This is a genomic window from Kitasatospora sp. NPDC002227 (genome assembly GCF_040296285.1).
In the GTDB taxonomy this organism is placed as follows: domain Bacteria; phylum Actinomycetota; class Actinomycetes; order Streptomycetales; family Streptomycetaceae; genus Kitasatospora.
Genome location: NZ_JBEOWY010000015.1, coordinates 119,433 through 133,854, shown reverse-complemented (window position 1 = coordinate 133,854; position 14,422 = coordinate 119,433). Strand labels below are relative to the sequence as shown.

At 70.9% G+C, this 14,422-nt stretch carries 14 protein-coding genes; 5 read left to right on the top strand and 9 right to left on the bottom strand.

Annotation, left to right across the window (positions count from 1 at the left end; translation table 11 throughout):
- From ABT095_RS16770 to ctaC, 4 genes are all read right to left on the bottom strand, one after another.
- On the bottom strand, nucleotides 1–1,269 hold the full coding sequence (locus tag ABT095_RS16770; RefSeq protein WP_350530151.1) for a L,D-transpeptidase: 1,269 nt from the start codon (nucleotides 1,267–1,269) through the stop codon (nucleotides 1–3).
- A gap of 160 nt (nucleotides 1,270–1,429) precedes the next feature.
- Nucleotides 1,430–1,846 carry a cytochrome c oxidase subunit 4 gene (locus ABT095_RS16765; RefSeq protein WP_350530150.1) on the bottom strand — a complete coding sequence of 139 codons (417 nt, stop codon included), beginning with the start codon at nucleotides 1,844–1,846 and terminating at the stop codon, nucleotides 1,430–1,432.
- Nucleotides 1,846–3,621: an aa3-type cytochrome oxidase subunit I gene (gene ctaD, locus ABT095_RS16760; RefSeq protein WP_350530149.1), complete on the bottom strand. Its 1,776-nt coding sequence runs from the start codon at nucleotides 3,619–3,621 to the stop codon at nucleotides 1,846–1,848. The genes ABT095_RS16765 and ctaD overlap by 1 nt, the downstream gene beginning before the upstream one ends.
- Nucleotides 3,618–4,472: an aa3-type cytochrome oxidase subunit II gene (ctaC, locus tag ABT095_RS16755; RefSeq protein ID WP_350530148.1), complete on the bottom strand. Its 855-nt coding sequence runs from the start codon at nucleotides 4,470–4,472 to the stop codon at nucleotides 3,618–3,620. Before ctaC ends, ctaD begins: the two co-directional genes overlap by 4 nt.
- A gap of 345 nt (nucleotides 4,473–4,817) precedes the next feature.
- Here ctaC and ABT095_RS16750 point away from each other — a divergent pair, with 345 nt between their 5' ends.
- A complete protein-coding gene (locus ABT095_RS16750; protein WP_350530147.1) occupies nucleotides 4,818–6,176 on the top strand; it encodes a cysteine desulfurase/sulfurtransferase TusA family protein in 1,359 nt (452 codons plus the stop codon).
- Between the two features lie 91 nt (nucleotides 6,177–6,267).
- On the opposite strand, the gene ABT095_RS16745 is transcribed toward ABT095_RS16750, so the two are convergent.
- Nucleotides 6,268–7,245 carry a carbohydrate kinase family protein gene (locus ABT095_RS16745; RefSeq protein WP_350530146.1) on the bottom strand — a complete coding sequence of 326 codons (978 nt, stop codon included), beginning with the start codon at nucleotides 7,243–7,245 and terminating at the stop codon, nucleotides 6,268–6,270.
- 348 nt (nucleotides 7,246–7,593) lie between these two features.
- On the opposite strand from ABT095_RS16745, the gene ABT095_RS16740 reads away from it, so the two are divergent.
- Both ABT095_RS16740 and ABT095_RS16735 read left to right on the top strand, forming a co-directional pair.
- Nucleotides 7,594–7,734 (top strand): hypothetical protein, encoded by a 141-nt coding sequence (locus ABT095_RS16740; RefSeq protein ID WP_350530145.1) that lies wholly within the window; start codon nucleotides 7,594–7,596, stop codon nucleotides 7,732–7,734.
- Nucleotides 7,735–7,834: 100 nt separating this feature from the next.
- The gene (locus ABT095_RS16735; RefSeq protein ID WP_350530144.1) at nucleotides 7,835–8,422 is read left to right on the top strand and encodes a hypothetical protein; all 588 of its coding nucleotides are present in this window, start codon (nucleotides 7,835–7,837) and stop codon (nucleotides 8,420–8,422) included.
- A gap of 64 nt (nucleotides 8,423–8,486) precedes the next feature.
- Here the strand turns inward: ABT095_RS16735 and erpA are convergent, their stop codons facing one another.
- On the bottom strand, nucleotides 8,487–8,843 hold the full coding sequence (erpA, locus tag ABT095_RS16730) for an iron-sulfur cluster insertion protein ErpA (RefSeq protein WP_350530143.1): 357 nt from the start codon (nucleotides 8,841–8,843) through the stop codon (nucleotides 8,487–8,489).
- Nucleotides 8,844–9,060: 217 nt separating this feature from the next.
- On the opposite strand from erpA, the gene ABT095_RS16725 reads away from it, so the two are divergent.
- Nucleotides 9,061–9,930, top strand: a complete 870-nt coding sequence (locus ABT095_RS16725; protein WP_350530142.1) for a GNAT family N-acetyltransferase — start codon at nucleotides 9,061–9,063, stop codon at nucleotides 9,928–9,930.
- A gap of 3 nt (nucleotides 9,931–9,933) precedes the next feature.
- On the opposite strand, the gene ABT095_RS16720 is transcribed toward ABT095_RS16725, so the two are convergent.
- From ABT095_RS16720 to ABT095_RS16710, 3 genes are all read right to left on the bottom strand, one after another.
- Nucleotides 9,934–11,301: a pyridoxal phosphate-dependent decarboxylase family protein gene (locus tag ABT095_RS16720; protein WP_350530141.1), complete on the bottom strand. Its 1,368-nt coding sequence runs from the start codon at nucleotides 11,299–11,301 to the stop codon at nucleotides 9,934–9,936.
- Nucleotides 11,302–11,541: 240 nt separating this feature from the next.
- Complete coding sequence (locus tag ABT095_RS16715; RefSeq protein WP_350530140.1) at nucleotides 11,542–12,006, bottom strand: Lrp/AsnC family transcriptional regulator; 465 nt, start codon at nucleotides 12,004–12,006, stop codon at nucleotides 11,542–11,544.
- Between the two features lie 89 nt (nucleotides 12,007–12,095).
- Nucleotides 12,096–13,022, bottom strand: coding sequence for an NADP-dependent oxidoreductase (locus ABT095_RS16710; protein ID WP_350530139.1), 927 nt, complete (start codon nucleotides 13,020–13,022; stop codon nucleotides 12,096–12,098).
- A 181-nt stretch (nucleotides 13,023–13,203) separates the two neighbouring features.
- Here ABT095_RS16710 and nadA point away from each other — a divergent pair, with 181 nt between their 5' ends.
- Entirely contained in the window at nucleotides 13,204–14,385 is a 1,182-nt protein-coding gene (gene nadA / locus ABT095_RS16705; RefSeq protein WP_350530138.1) for a quinolinate synthase NadA, read from the top strand.
- Nucleotides 14,386–14,422 lie beyond the last annotated feature (37 nt).

Sequence of the window (14,422 nt, the reverse complement as noted above, 5' to 3'; positions counted from 1 at the left end):
CTAGATCTGCGGCAGCGCGCCCCCGTCCGCCGCCCCGGCCTCGGCCGGGCCGGCGGTGGAGACGGGCTGGCCCAGGGCGCTGTGCTTCAGCCAGGTGGGCCAGTCCACGTTCCAGTCGCCGAAGCCGTTGCCGAAGGGCTCCATCTGGGCGCCGAGGCTGTTGACCACCTGGACGATGTCACCGATCCGGGTCTGGTCGAAGAACCACTTGGCGTTGTCGGTGCTCATCCCCGTGCAGCCGTGGCTGACGTTCTCCACACCCTGGGAGCCCACCGACCACGGCGCCGCGTGCACGTACTCGCCGCTCCAGGTCACCCGGGTGGCCCAGTGCACCTCCAGGTCGTACGCCTCGGTGCTGCCCTTCTCGATCCCGATCGTCTCGCCGTTCATCCGGACCACGGACTCCTGCCCGAGCACCACCTTGATCCCGTTCCGGGTCGAGAAACCGGGCTTGCCGGTGGTCACCGGGAAGGTCGCGACCACCTGCCCGTTGCGGCGGTACGTCAGCTCGTGGGCGCCCGCGTCCACCAGGGCCTCCACCCGGTCCCCGATCCGGAACGAGCGGCTGACCGGCTCCCCCACGTACCGCCCGGCGGAGATCAGCGCCCCGGGCCGGTCGTAGCTCAGCTTCACCGTCGCCCCGGCCGGCCAGTACTCCTGCGGGCGGAAGTGCAGTTCGGTGCTGTCCACCCAGTACCAGGCACCGGTCACGGCGGGCTGGGAGACCACCTTGAGGCTGCGCTCGACCTCCGCCCGGGCGGCGGGCTCCTCCACCTTCTCGGAGAGCTTCACGGTGAGCGGCTGGCCCACGCCGTAGACGCCGGTGCCGGAGGAGTCCGGGCCCAGCGCGGCGGTGACCTGGTCGGCCGGGCTGGTGGTGCTGAAGCCGCCGGAGGCCTCGCCCCGGCCGCCGTGGCCGTTGTCGGCCGCCACCCGGACGGTGTACGTGGTGCCGGCGTGCAGGCGCCCGGTCGAGTGCCAGCTGTGCTGATCGGCCGCCAGCTCACCGGTCACCACCCGGCCGTCCGCGCCGGTGACGGTGACGTCGGTGAGGCGGCTGCCGTTCTCCGCGGTCACCGTGAGTGGCTGGGATGGGTCCACCGCCGTGCCGCCGGGCAGCTGCACCAGGGGGCCCGCGTCGACCGTCTGCACGGCCGCCTGCGCCGTGCCCGACCCCTCGCTCTGTGACGAACAGCCCGCCACCGGCCCCAGCACAGTCAGGGCCGCCACCACCGCCGTCCGCCGGACAAGACTCCGCGTGCCGCTCATCGCCGCCTCCAGAAGGTCCGATGATCTGCTCGATCGTAGGAACCCGCCGCGACACGCGGCACCCCGACAGCACCGAACGAGTGACCGGGCCGGAGAACGCCGAACGGGCCGGGCTCCCCCGGAGGGGTGCCCGGCCCGTCGGCCTGGAGGGAGGGGAACCTTACTGGTTCTGGTCCTCGCCCCGGTAGAACTCGAAGACCCAGCCGTAGAGGCCGATCAGGATGATCGGGATCGACCAGTACAGCAGCCACCAGCCGAAGATGACGCCCAGGAAGGCCAGCGCGCCACCGATGCCCAGCGAGAGCGGCTGCCAGCTGTGCGGGGCGAAGAAGCCGACCTCGCCCGCGTCGTCCGCGACCTCGGCCTCGGGGTTGTCACCCGCGCCGCTGTCCACCCGGCGGGCGGTGAAGGCGAGGTAGTAGCCGATGAACGCGCACAGACCGAAGGCCAGGAAGAGCGCGGTGGTACCGGCGGCCTCCGTGCCGTGCTCGCTGTGCGTGGTCCAGATGCCGTACGTGATCGCCATCGCCAGGATGAAGACCGCGAAGCCGATGAAGATCTTGCCCTGTTCCTTCATCAGGCGTTGCCTTCCTTCTTCTTGGCCTTCGGCGCGTCGTAGGACGCGGGGGTCACACCGGCGAAGTGCGAGGGCAGCTCACCGTGGTGCTCCAGGTAGTCCAGCGCCGCGATGTCGGGGTGGTGCAGGTCGAACGCCGGGGATTCCGAACGGATCCGGGGCAGGGTGGTGAAGTTGTGCCGCGGCGGCGGGCAGGAGGTCGCCCACTCGAGCGAGCGGCCGTAGCCCCACGGGTCGTCGACCTCGACCTGCTCGCCGTACTTGGCGGTCTTCCAGACGTTGTAGAGGAACGGCAGGATCGACAGGCCGAGCAGGAACGAACCGATGGTCGAGATGGTGTTCAGCGTGGTGAAACCGTCCGAGGCCAGGTAGTCGGCGTAGCGGCGGGGCATGCCCTCCGCGCCGAGCCAGTGCTGCACCAGGAAGGTGGTGTGGAAGCCGATGAACAGCGTCCAGAAGGTGATCTTGCCAAGACGCTCGTCGAGCATCTTCCCCGTCATCTTCGGCCACCAGAAGTGGAAGCCGGCGAACATCGCGAAGACGACGGTGCCGAAGACCACGTAGTGGAAGTGCGCCACGACGAAGTACGAGTCCGAGACGTGGAAGTCGATCGGCGGCGAGGCGAGCAGCACACCGGTCAGACCACCGAAGAGGAAGGTCACCAGGAAGCCGACCGTCCAGAGCATCGGGGTCTCGAAGGACAGCGAGCCCTTCCACATCGTGCCGACCCAGTTGAAGAACTTCACACCGGTCGGGACGGCGATCAGGAAGGTCATGAAGGAGAAGAACGGCAGCAGCACCTGGCCGGTGACGTACATGTGGTGGGCCCACACCGTCACGGACAGACCGGCGATCGCGATGGTGGCCGCGATGAGGCCGGAGTAGCCGAACATCGGCTTGCGGCTGAAGACCGGGATGATCTCCGACACGATGCCGAAGAACGGCAGCGCGATGATGTACACCTCGGGGTGGCCGAAGAACCAGAAGAGGTGCTGCCAGAGCATCACTCCGCCGTTGGCCGGGTCGAAGACGTGTGCTCCGAATTTACGGTCCGCCTCCAGCGCGAAGAGCGCGGCGGCCAGGACCGGGAAGGCCAGCAGGACGAGCACGGCGGTGAGCAGGACGTTCCAGACGAAGATCGACATCCGGAACATCGTCATGCCGGGCGCGCGCATGCAGATGATGGTGGTGATGAAGTTGACCGCACCGAGGATCGTGCCGAAGCCGGAGAAGGCCAGACCCATGATCCACATGTCGGCGCCGACACCCGGCGAGCGGACGGCGTCCGACAGCGGGGAGTAGGCGAACCAGCCGAAGTCGGCCGCACCCTGCGGGGTGAGGAACCCACCGACAGCGATGGTCGAGCCGAACAGGTAGAGCCAGTAGGCGAACATGTTCAGTCGCGGGAAGGCGACGTCGGGGGCGCCGATCTGGAGGGGCATGATCCAGTTCGCGAAGCCCGCGAAGAGCGGGGTGGCGAACATCAGCAGCATGATCGTGCCGTGCATGGTGAACGCCTGGTTGAACTGCTCGTTCGAGAGGATCTGCGTCCCCGGACGGGCGAGCTCGGCGCGCATGACGAGCGCCAGGATGCCACCGATCAGGAAGAAGGCGAACGAGGTACCGAGGTACATCGTGCCGATCGTCTTGTGGTCGGTGGTCGTCAGCCACTTGATGATGGTCGAACCGGGCTTGCGGGTGCGCGCGGCCCCGCCTGCGGTGACCGAGGCCCCGGATGCCCCGCCGGCGGCGGCGGGCTCGTTGAGGATAGTCACTTCTCTTCACTTCCCATGGACGTGATGCCCGAAGGCACAGCGCCTGCCTGGCCCTTGGCCCGCAGCTCCTTGAGGTGCTGCTCGTACTCGTCGTGGGTCACGACCTTGACGTTGAACAGCATCCGGGAGTGGTCCACGCCACAGAGCTCGGCACACTTCCCGCGGTAGGTACCGAGGGCGGTCGGCGTGACCTCGAACTTGTTGACCAGGCCCGGGGAGACGTCCATCTTCATCATGAAGTTGACGGGCCAGAAGTCGTGGATGACGTCCCGCGAGGTGAGGCGGAACTGCACCGTCTCGTTGATCGGCAGGTACAGCGTCGGCGGCTCCGCCGGGGTACCCACCTCGTACGCGGCGTCGGTGTTCGCCTCGTTCGGGGTCTCGGTGTTCTCGTAGTTGAACGCCCAGCTCCACTGGAAGCCCACCACGTTGACGTAGTGCTGCGGCTTGTCCGACACGTGGGTCAGGCGCGACTCGTCGCGGGCGACGAAGTAGAACAGCACCGAGACGATGACGATGGGGACCGCGGTGTACAGGGCCTCAAGGGGCACGTTGTACCGGGTCTGCGGGGGGAGCTCGACACCGGTCCGCTTGCGCCGGTGGAAGATCACGCTCCAGATGATCAGACCCCACATCAACGCACCGATCACCAGTGCCGCGATCCAGGAGCCCTGCCACATGTGGAGGACCAGGGGCCCATCCTTGGTGACCGGGCTCGGGAGGCCAAGCCTGGGGAGGTCGTTGGCCGAGCAGCCGGTAGCGGTCGCGATGACGAGGCCCAGTGCCAGCGCCTGAGGCAGCTTCCGCCGCATCGTGCGCCGCGGCGAGCGGTCGGAGCCGTTGGGACTCACTTAGCGCCTTCCCGAAGTCTCGCCCGCGATCGCGTCGTCTCTGTATCCGGGGACGCTGTGCGCCTCCCCCGACGACCCGCCCACGGGCACGGTTTGAATGCTTATGCGGGCCAAACCCTACTCCAGGCTTATGCGCTCCTGACGGGCAGGTCCCGGTAACGCGCCGCCCGGCTACCCGATCAGCCCCGGCAGGTACGGAATCGCAGGTCACCGCAGACTTCCGAGCCTCGCACACCCGATCGGGGGACGACATTGCGACACACGGGTGACGCACCGTCGGAGGCGCACGAACCGGACAAACGGGGTGATCGTCTGACGAGCTGTGAGCGGCGATACGGTGTCCGGGTGTCTTATTTCGACGTGGCATCGACCGCCCCGCTCCACCCGGTGGCCCGGCAGGCGCTGCTCGCCGCCCTGGACGAGGGCTGGGCCGACCCGGCCCGGCTCTACCGGTCGGGGCGGCAGGCCCGGATGCTGCTCGACGCGGCCCGCGAGACGGTCGCCGAGGTGCTCGGCGCCCGGGCCGACGAGATCACCTTCACCGCGAGCGGCACCCAGGCCGTCCAACTCGGCATGCTGGGCGCCCTCAAGGGCCACCGCCGCCGCGGCGCCCACCTGCTGCACTCGGCCGTCGAGCACTCCAGCGTGCTGCACACCGCCGAACTCCACGAGGCGAACGGCGGCTCGGTGGGCGTCGTCCCGGTCGACCGGCACGGCCGGGTCTCACCGGACGGATACGAACCACGGCCTGACACGGCGCTCGCCGTGCTCCAGACGGCCAATCACGAAGTGGGCACCCTCCAGCCGGTGGCCGAGGTGGCCGAGCTGCTCCGGGAGTCGGGCGTCCCGCTGCTGGTCGACGCCGCGCAGAGCGCCGGCCGGCTGCCGGTGCCGCCCGGCTGGTCCCTGCTGGCCGCCAGTGCCCACAAGTGGGGCGGCCCGGCCGGGGTCGGCGTGCTCGCCGTCCGCAAGGGGGTCAGGTACGCCTCGCCGCTGCCGGCCGACGAGCGGGAGAACGGGCGGGTGCCGGGCTTCGTCAACGTCCCCGCGATCGTCGCGGCGGCGGCCTCGCTGCGGGCCGTCCGCGCGGAGGCGGCCGCCGAGGCGGGGCGGCTGCACGGGCTGGTCGAGCGGATCCGCACCCGGGTGCCGCAGCTCGTACCCGAGGTCGAGGTGGTCGGGGATCCGGTGCGGCGCCTGCCCCACCTGGTGACCTTCTCCTGCCTCTACGTGGACGGCGAAGTCCTGCTCACCGCCCTGGACCGGTCCGGCTTCGCGGTCTCCTCCGGCTCCTCCTGCACCTCGAGCACCCTGACGCCGAGCCACGTGCTGGCCGCGATGGGCGTACTGACCGAGGGCAACGTCCGGGTCTCGCTCCCGCTGGGGGTGGCCGAGGCCGAGGTCGACCGCTTCCTGGACGTGCTCCCCGGCCTGGTCGCCGAGATCCGCGCCCCGCTCGGCCTCGACCTGGCGCCGCCCACCCCCAGCGGGGACTCGCTGGTGATCGACGCCCTGGGCAAGCTCTGCCCGCTCCCGGTGATCGAACTGGCCAAGCACCTGGCGGACGTCTCCGTAGGCGGGACGATCACCGTCCTGGCGGACGACCCGGCGGCGCGGCACGACATTCCGGCCTGGTGCGGGATGCGGGGGCAGGAGTATCTGGGGGCGGACGGTACTGCGTACCTGATCAAGCGCACCACGTGAACCGCAACAGGGGCACGGGGAACTGCGCGCGCAACCGTGCACCTGGGCGCATGGCTGGTCGCGCCGTTCCCCGCGCCCCTGGACAGTGCGACTACTTGCCGAGCTTCTGAGCCACCTCGTCGGCGGCGGCCTGGCCGTAGGCGGCCGTGAAGCGGTCCAGGAACGTCGACTTGCGGAGCTCGTACTCCTGGGTGCCGACGGTCTCGATGACCAGGGTCGCGAGCATGCAGCCCAGCTGCGCCGAGCGCTCCAGGTCGAGACTCCAGGAGAGGCCCGCGAGGAAACCGGCGCGGAAGCCGTCGCCCACGCCGGTCGGGTCGGCCTTGCGCTCCTCGGCCGGGCAGCCGACGGTGATGTCGGGCTCGCCCTTGCGCTGGATGCGGACGCCCTTGGGGCCGAGGGTGGTGATGCGGGTGCCGACGCGGTCGAGGATCTCCTCGCCCGACCAGCCGGTCTTGGTCTCGATCAGCGCGGCCTCGTACTCGTTGGTGAACAGGTACGCGGCGCCGTCCACGATCTCGCGGATGTCCTCGCCCTCGAGGCGGGCCAGCTGCTGCGAGGGGTCCGCCGCGAAGGCGTAGCCCCGGGTGCGGCACTCCTGGGTGTGGCGGACCATGGCCGCCGGGTCGTCGGCACCGATCAGGACCAGGTCGAGCCCGCCCACGCGGTCCGCGATCGGCTTGAGCTCGATGTTGCGGGCCTCGGCCATCGCGCCGGTGTAGAAGGACGCGATCTGGTTGTGGTCCTCGTCCGTGGTGCACATGAAGCGGGCGGTGTGCCGCGTCTCGGAGATGTGCACCGAGTCGGTGTCCACGTTGTTGCGGCTCAGCCAGGAGCGGTACTCCTCGAAGTCCGCACCGGCCGCGCCGACCAGGATCGGGCGCAGGCCCAGCACACCCATGCCGAAGGCGATGTTGGGGGCGACCCCACCGCGGCGGATGTCGAGGGTGTCGACCAGGAACGAGAGCGAGACCGTGTGGAGCTGCTCGGCGACCAGCTGGTCGGCGAAGCGCCCGGGGAAGGTCATCAGGTGGTCGGTTGCGATCGAGCCGGCGACGGCGATGCGCACGGAGGTCTCCTAGGTGGCCCTGGGCCGGGAGCGGTGGACGGAACCCCCACACGGTACTAGGCCCGGGCCGCCTGGCCCTAGCGAGTGTCACCTCAGGGGGCACCCGGTGCCTCTTCCACCCCTACGAGTGGCTACCCCGGAGTAGCTCTGGCAGGGCCCGTACGGCGGACCTAGGGTCGGCAGGGAGAGGGCCGGAAGCCCAGCCCCTCGCCGTCGCTTGAATCGGAGCCTTCCCCGATGTTTCCCAGTGACCCTGCCACGCAGCCCGGCCGCCGTCCCTTTGCCGTCACCTCTCGATCGGGCAGCGCTCCTCGAACGGGTGACGATCCGGACAGTCTGGCGGCGCTGGTGAGCACCTCCCGTCGGATGGGCCGGTTCTGGCCCTCCCCCTCCCCGCGTCCGCAGGCGGCGGTGGCCGCCCCCGTCGGGGTCTCGGTGCCGGCCCGGGCGCAGCGCCTGGTGGCGGGGATGACGGAGTACGGCGGCTGACCGGGCCGGCGCCAAGGTGGAACCGATTTCTCCCGGGGCACGTCAAACCCGCGCAGTGCCGCTCACGCGGCGGCGTCCTGACCCTCGGGAGGAAGCAGAGATGGACGAGAACACCGCAGTGGCCCCCGGCCTCCGCAGGCGGCGGGCGGCCGCCCTGGCCGGGCTGCTGCTCGTAGGAGCCCTGGCCGCCTGCGGCCCGAAGGGCGGGTCCACCGGCGCGAGCGCCTCGCTGACCACGCCGCCCGCTTCGGCGAGCACGTCCTCGGCCGCCTCCGCCTCGGCTCCCCCGGCGAGCACCCCGACCACCCCGAGCACGACGGGCGGCAGCACCGGGGCGACCGTCAGCCCGACCCTGCCCTCCAACCCGGGCATCGCCAGCGGCGAGCCCGCGCCGGTCAAGCTGCCCGCGCTGGGCTACCAGTCCATGGGCGACATGCTCACGGTCTACTTCTACGGCGGCACCTGCGAGGAGTACGGGCTCAAGGCGGACGAGTCCCAGCAGGGCAAGGTGCTCGTCCGGGTCGTGGTCACCAAGCCGGCCGCCCCCGGCAAGGTCTGCTCGCACCTGGTGAAGAAGAACAACGTCGCCGCTCAGCTGAGCCACCCGCTGCAGGGCCGGGCCGTGGTCGACCAGGCGACCGGCGAGACGCTCACCCTGGACGCCGGCCCGGCCGGCGGTCCGCAGTAGCCGGGCCCCGGACATGACGCAGGGCCCCGGCGATCCGATCGCCGGGGCCCTGCGTCGAGCACGACTAGCTGAAGCTGTCGCCGCAGGCGCAGGAGCCGGTCGCGTTCGGGTTGTCGATCGTGAAGCCCTGCTTCTCGATGGTGTCGACGAAGTCGACCGTGGCGCCGCCCAGGTACGGGGCGCTCATCCGGTCGGTGACGACCTTCACACCGTTGAAGTCCTTCACCACGTCGCCGTCGAGCGAGCGCTCGTCGAAGAACAGCTGGTAGCGCAGGCCCGAGCAGCCACCCGGCTGGACGGCGACGCGCAGCGCGAGGTCGTCGCGGCCTTCCTGCTCCAGCAGGCCCTTCACCTTGGCCGCGGCGGCATCGGTAAGGAGCAGACCACTCTCGACGGTGGTCTTGTCGTCCTGGACGGTCATCTGCTTACTCCCGGTCTTCGACGGCGTTCTGCCGCCAGTGCCAACCAGTGGCCACCCGGATTCCATTCCCGGGCCTGCCGTCCTGGTGATTCTGCTCTGGGGCCCGCTGTGCCAAGCCCACTCCACGGTCCATGCTCGCACACCCGCGAAGGACCGGGCACCGTCCGATCCTGGTAAATGGATCCCATTCCCCGACGACCGGGGCCAGGATGGCGACGTGCTCATTCGCCAACTCCGGGACAGCTCGGCCGACGCCGAGGCCGTACAGACCGTCACCCGCCGGGCCTTCAGCGCGCTGCACGGCCCGCCGCCCGCCGGGTACGACCCGCGCGGCTCGGTGATGCGGCTGGCCCGCACCAGGCACCTGGCCACCACCGACCCGGGCGGTTGCTGGATCGCCGAGCAGGACGGCGAGCCGGTGGGCATCGCACTCTCGCTGAAGCGGGAGGGGGTGTGGATGCTCTCGCTCTTCGCCGTGGTGCCCGAGGCCCAGGGTGAAGGGGTCGGCCGGCTGCTGCTCGAGCGGGCGGCCGGGCACGGGCGCGGCTGCCTGCGCGGCATGCTCTGCGCCTCGGCCTCCCCGGCCGCCGCCCGGCGCTACCGGCAGGCCGGCTTCACCCTGCACCCGGCCATGAAGCTGGCCGGCCATGTCGACCGCTCCCGGCTGCTCGACCCGGGCGACATCCCGGTGCACCCGGGCGGCCCGGCCCACGTCCACCTGCTCGACTCGGTGGACCGCCGGATCCGGGGCGCCGCGCACGGGCCGGACCACACCTTCATGCGGGCCCACTTCGAGGAGCTGCTGGTCGCCGACACCCTCGCGGGCAGCGGCTACTGCTACCGGGACGGCGGGGTGATCCGGCTGCTCGCGGCCACCTCCAAGCGGATCGCCGCCCGGCTGCTGCGCGAGGCGCTGGCCCGGGTGCCGGACGGCACCGAGGCCCAGCTCGAGTTCCTCACCGCCGACCAGGAGTGGGCCGTCGACGTGGGCCTCGAACTGGGCCTCACCCTCACCACCACCGGCTACCTGGCCGTCCGGGGCATGAAGCCCCCGGCGCCGTACGTGCCGAGCAGTGCGTTCGTCTGATGCTCACGCCATGGTGGCGAGGATCTCCTCGACCATCTCCATGGTGGTGCCCGGGTGCAGGAAGGCGAAGCGGGCGACCGTCTCGCCGTCCCAGCCGGTCGGGGTGACGAAGCCGATCTGGTCGGCCAGCAGCTGCTGCGACCAGCGGTAGTAGTCGGCGTTGGTCCAGCCGGTGCGGCGGAAGCAGACGGCGGAGAGCTGCGGGTCGTGCAGCAACTCGAGGTGCTCGGTGTCGCGGATCACCTGGGCGGTGTCCTGGGCCAGCTCGAGGCCGGCCTCGATCGCGTCGGTGTAGGCCTGGGTGCCGTGCACGGCGAGCGAGAACCAGAGCGGCAGGCCGCGGGCCCGGCGGGTCAGGTGGTAGGCGTAGTCGGTGGGGTTCCACTCGTCGCCCTCGGTGTGCAGCACGTCCAGGTAGGAGGCGTCCTGGGTGTGCACGGCGCGGGCCAGCTGCGGGTTGCGGTAGATCAGCGCGGCGCAGTCGAACGGCGCGAACAGCCACTTGTGCGGGTCGACCACGAAGGAGTCGGCGTGCTCGATGCCGTTGTAGCGGGCCCGCACCGAGGGGGCGAAGAGGCCGGCGCCGCCGTACGCGCCGTCCACGTGGAACCACAGGCCGCGCTCGCGGGTGACCTCGGAGAGGCCCTGCAGGTCGTCGACGATGCCCTCGTTGGTGGTGCCGGCCGTGCCGACGACGGCGATGACCGTCTCGGGGTTGGGGTCGGCGGCCAGGGCGGCGCGCAGGGCCTCGCCGGTGAAGCGGCGGTCCACGGTCCGGACGGGGAAGGCCTCGACGCCGATGATGTTGAAGGTGTTCTTGACCGAGGAGTGCACCTGGTCCGCGACGGCGACCCGCAGCCGGGCCTCCGGCCCGACGTTCAGCTTGCGGCGGGCGGTGTCGCGGGCGACGACGAGCGCCGAGAGGTTGCCCGCGGAGCCGCCGGAGACGAAGGTGCCGCCCGCGCTCTCGGGCAGGCCGGCCCGGTCCGCTATCAGGCGCAGCACCTGGTTCTCGGCGGCGATGGCGCCGGCGGCCTCCAGCCAGGAGATGCCCTGCAGGGAGGCGCAGCTGACCACCATGTCGAAGAGCAGCGCGGCCTTGGTGGGGGCGCAGGGGATGAAGGAGAGGTACCGCGGGCTGTCGGCGGAGATCACGGCCCGGGAGAGCTCGTGGTCGTACAGCTTCAGCACGTCGGCGGGGGCGTTGCCGTGCTCGTTGAGCAGGCCGGCCAGGTGGGCCCGCAGGTGTTCGCCGTCACCGGGGTGGTCGAGCGGCACGGGATCGTACTGCAGCCGCTCGCGCATGTAGCCGAAAACCAGGTCGACCAGCTCGCTGTCGGGCTGGTGCATGCGGTGGGGTGCTGCGGACACGGTGGTGCCTCTCGCCGTGGGGGTCAGGGGGACAAGATCAGCGTAGGCAGCCGGGCCCACCCCCCGCGCGTCGGAACCCGGCCGCCCCCGCAGCTTTCCGGCGTGTTCGGGCCTGCTGACGCAGCTTTCCTGCAGTTGCACCATCAGGGGCGCGGGGAACTGCGCCAAGCGGAAGAGTGCAGGTCCGTCACCTTCCGCCCTCGCGCAGTTCCCCGCGCCCCTGGGTGTTGCAACTGACTCTCAGCCGATCAGCTGGGACAGCACGACCGAGCTGCGGCTGCGCTGGACGCCCGGCTCGCGGCGGATGCGTTCGATCACGGCCTCCAGGTGCCGGGTGTCGGCCGCGCGGAGGTGGACGAGTGCGTCGGGGTCACCGGTGACGGTCCAGGCGGCGACGACTTCGGGGAACTGCCGCAGGCTGGCCAGAATCTCTTCGGGAGCGGTGCGTTCGCGGCAGTAGACCTCGACGAAGGCCTCGGTCTGCCAGCCGAGCAGCGCGGGGTCGAGTACGACGGTGAACCCCCGGACCACGCCGCGGGCCCGCAGCCGGTCGATCCGCCGCCGGACGGCCGTCGCGGAGAGGTTGGCGAGCAGGCCGATCTCGGCGTAGGAGGCCCGGCCGTCCCGGGCCAGGTGGGTGAGCAGGAGCCGGTCGGTCTCGTCCAGGGTGGCCCCGCCCAATTCGGGCGGTCTGCTCGTGCTCATCGGTGCGGGGCTCCACGGAGTGCTGGTTCTAGCAGGGCAGCGGGACCGCAGAAACGTCCCGCCGCCCCCATTCTCGCGGTTAATCCGGGTCAGTCCACCAGGAGGACGATCTTTCCCCGGGTTCTCCCCTCGGCGTTCAGCGCCTGGGCACTGGCCGCCTGCGCGAGCGGGAAGGTGGAGGCGACCGGCACGGAGAGCTTCCCCGCGTCGGCGAGGTCGGCCAGCGCCGTCAGGTCGGCGGCGTCGGGGCGGACCCAGACGTAGTGCCCGCCGAGCGCGACCACACCGTAGTCGGCGACGGAGGCGATCCGGGTCCGGTCCCGGACCAGTTCGGCCGAGAGCGCGGCCATCCCGCCGCCGACCAGGTCGAGCGCGGCGTCCACGCCGTCGGGGGCGAGCTCCCGGACCCGCTCGGCCAGCCCCTCGCCGTGGGCGACCGGCTCGGCACCGAGCCCGCGCAGCCAGTCGTGGTTGCGCTCGCTCGCGGTGCCGATCACCCGGGCCCCGAGCGAGACGCCGATCTGCACGGCCAGCGAGCCGACCCCGCCCGCCGCCGCGTGGATCAGCACCGTCTCCCCCGCCGCGAGCCGCAGCGCCTTGACCAGGCCCTGGTAGGCGGTGAGCCCGGCCAGCGGCAGCCCGCCGGCGGCGGCCCAGTCGAGGGCGGCGGGCTTGCGGGCCAGGGTGCGGACGGGCGCGGCCACCAGCTCGGCGTAGGTGCCGTGCTCGACGCAGTCCTTGCGGACGTAGCCGATCACTTCGTCACCGACCGCATACTCGGTGACTCCCCCGCCGACGGCCTGCACCACTCCGGCCAGGTCCCAGCCCATGACCAGCGGGAAGTGGGCGTCGATCATGCCGTCCAGGTACCCCTCCCGGATCTTCCAGTCGACGGGGTTGACCCCGGCGGCCTTGACCCGGACCAGTACGGAGTCGGGGCCGACCTTGGGGTCGGGGAGTTCGGTGTACTCGACGACCTCGGGGCCGCCGTACCGCCTGATCGCGATTGCCTTCATGCCTCAAGGCCACCCGTAACCGCACGTCGGCGCACCCCGGAGGACTCCGTTAAGGGGGTCGCCGTTTTCGTCACATCGACAATCTGTCCATCGTCAGAGTGACGCTAACGGGTTATGATAGATAGCGTCAGATAGACGAAAAGGGCTGACTGTTCGGCCGCACAGGAGAGGGCACCCGCCCGTGACCACCACCATCGAGACCTACGGTGTCGACCCCACCCCGACCCCGCTCGCACTGCTGCTGCTCGGCCGCGAATCGGACCCGAACAGCGAGCGCGGCGTGGAGTGCCCCGGCGACCTGCCCGCCGCCTCCGACCCGGACCTGGTGGCCCGGGCCCGCGCGGCGAAGGAGAAGCTGGGCGACCGGGTCTTCATCCTGGGCCACCACTACCAGCGTGACGAGGTCATCGAGTTCGCCGACGTGACCGGCGACTCGTTCAAGCTGGCCCGTGACGCCGCCGCCCGCCCGGAGGCCGAGTACATCGTCTTCTGCGGCGTGCACTTCATGGCCGAGTCGGCCGACATCCTCACCGGCAGCGCCCAGCAGGTGATCCTGCCGGACCTCGCGGCCGGCTGCTCGATGGCCGACATGGCCACCGCCGAGCAGGTCGCCGAGTGCTGGGACGTCCTTCGCGATGCCGGCATCGCCGACGTGACCGTGCCGGTCTCGTACATGAACTCCTCGGCCGACATCAAGGCCTTCACCGGCAAGCACGGCGGCACCATCTGCACCTCCTCCAACGCGCAGCGCGCCCTGGAGTGGGCGTTCGAGCAGGGACAGAAGGTGCTCTTCCTGCCGGACCAGCACCTGGGCCGCAACACGGCCGTCCGCGACATGGGCTTCTCGCTGGACGACTGCGTGCTCTACAACCCGCACAAGCCGAACGGCGGTCTGACCGTCGAGGAGCTGCGGAACGCCAAGATGATCCTGTGGCGCGGGCACTGCTCGGTGCACGGCCGCTTCTCGCTGGACTCGGTGAACGACGTCCGCGAGCGGATCCCGGGCGTGACCGTCCTCGTGCACCCGGAGTGCAAGCACGAGGTCGTCTCGGCCGCCGACATGGTGGGCTCGACCGAGTACATCATCAAGGCGCTGGACGCGGCCGAGCCGGGCTCCAAGTGGGCCATCGGCACCGAGCTGAACCTGGTCCGCCGCCTGGCCAAGGCGCACCCGGACAAGGAGATCGTCTTCCTCGACCGGGCCGTCTGCTTCTGCTCGACCATGAACCGGATCGACCTGCCGCACCTGGTCTGGGCGCTGGAGTCGCTGGTCGAGGGCCGGGTGCCGAACGTGATCACCGTCGACCCGGAGACCGAGAAGTACGCCAAGGCCGCGCTGGACCGGATGCTGGCCCTGCCGTAGCCCCGGGCACACAGAAGGGCGGGCACCCGGAAAGGTG

Coding starts and splice junctions, on each gene's coding strand:
- ABT095_RS16710 (WP_350530139.1), bottom strand. CDS start 13,022: ATGAAGGCAATCGCGATCAGGCGGTACGGCGGCCCCGAGGTCGTCGAG.
- ABT095_RS16735 (WP_350530144.1), top strand. CDS start 7,835: ATGGACGAGAACACCGCAGTGGCCCCCGGCCTCCGCAGGCGGCGGGCG.
- ABT095_RS16770 (WP_350530151.1), bottom strand. CDS start 1,269: ATGAGCGGCACGCGGAGTCTTGTCCGGCGGACGGCGGTGGTGGCGGCC.
- erpA (WP_350530143.1), bottom strand. CDS start 8,843: ATGACCGTCCAGGACGACAAGACCACCGTCGAGAGTGGTCTGCTCCTT.
- ABT095_RS16765 (WP_350530150.1), bottom strand. CDS start 1,846: ATGAAGGAACAGGGCAAGATCTTCATCGGCTTCGCGGTCTTCATCCTG.
- ABT095_RS16715 (WP_350530140.1), bottom strand. CDS start 12,006: ATGAGCACGAGCAGACCGCCCGAATTGGGCGGGGCCACCCTGGACGAG.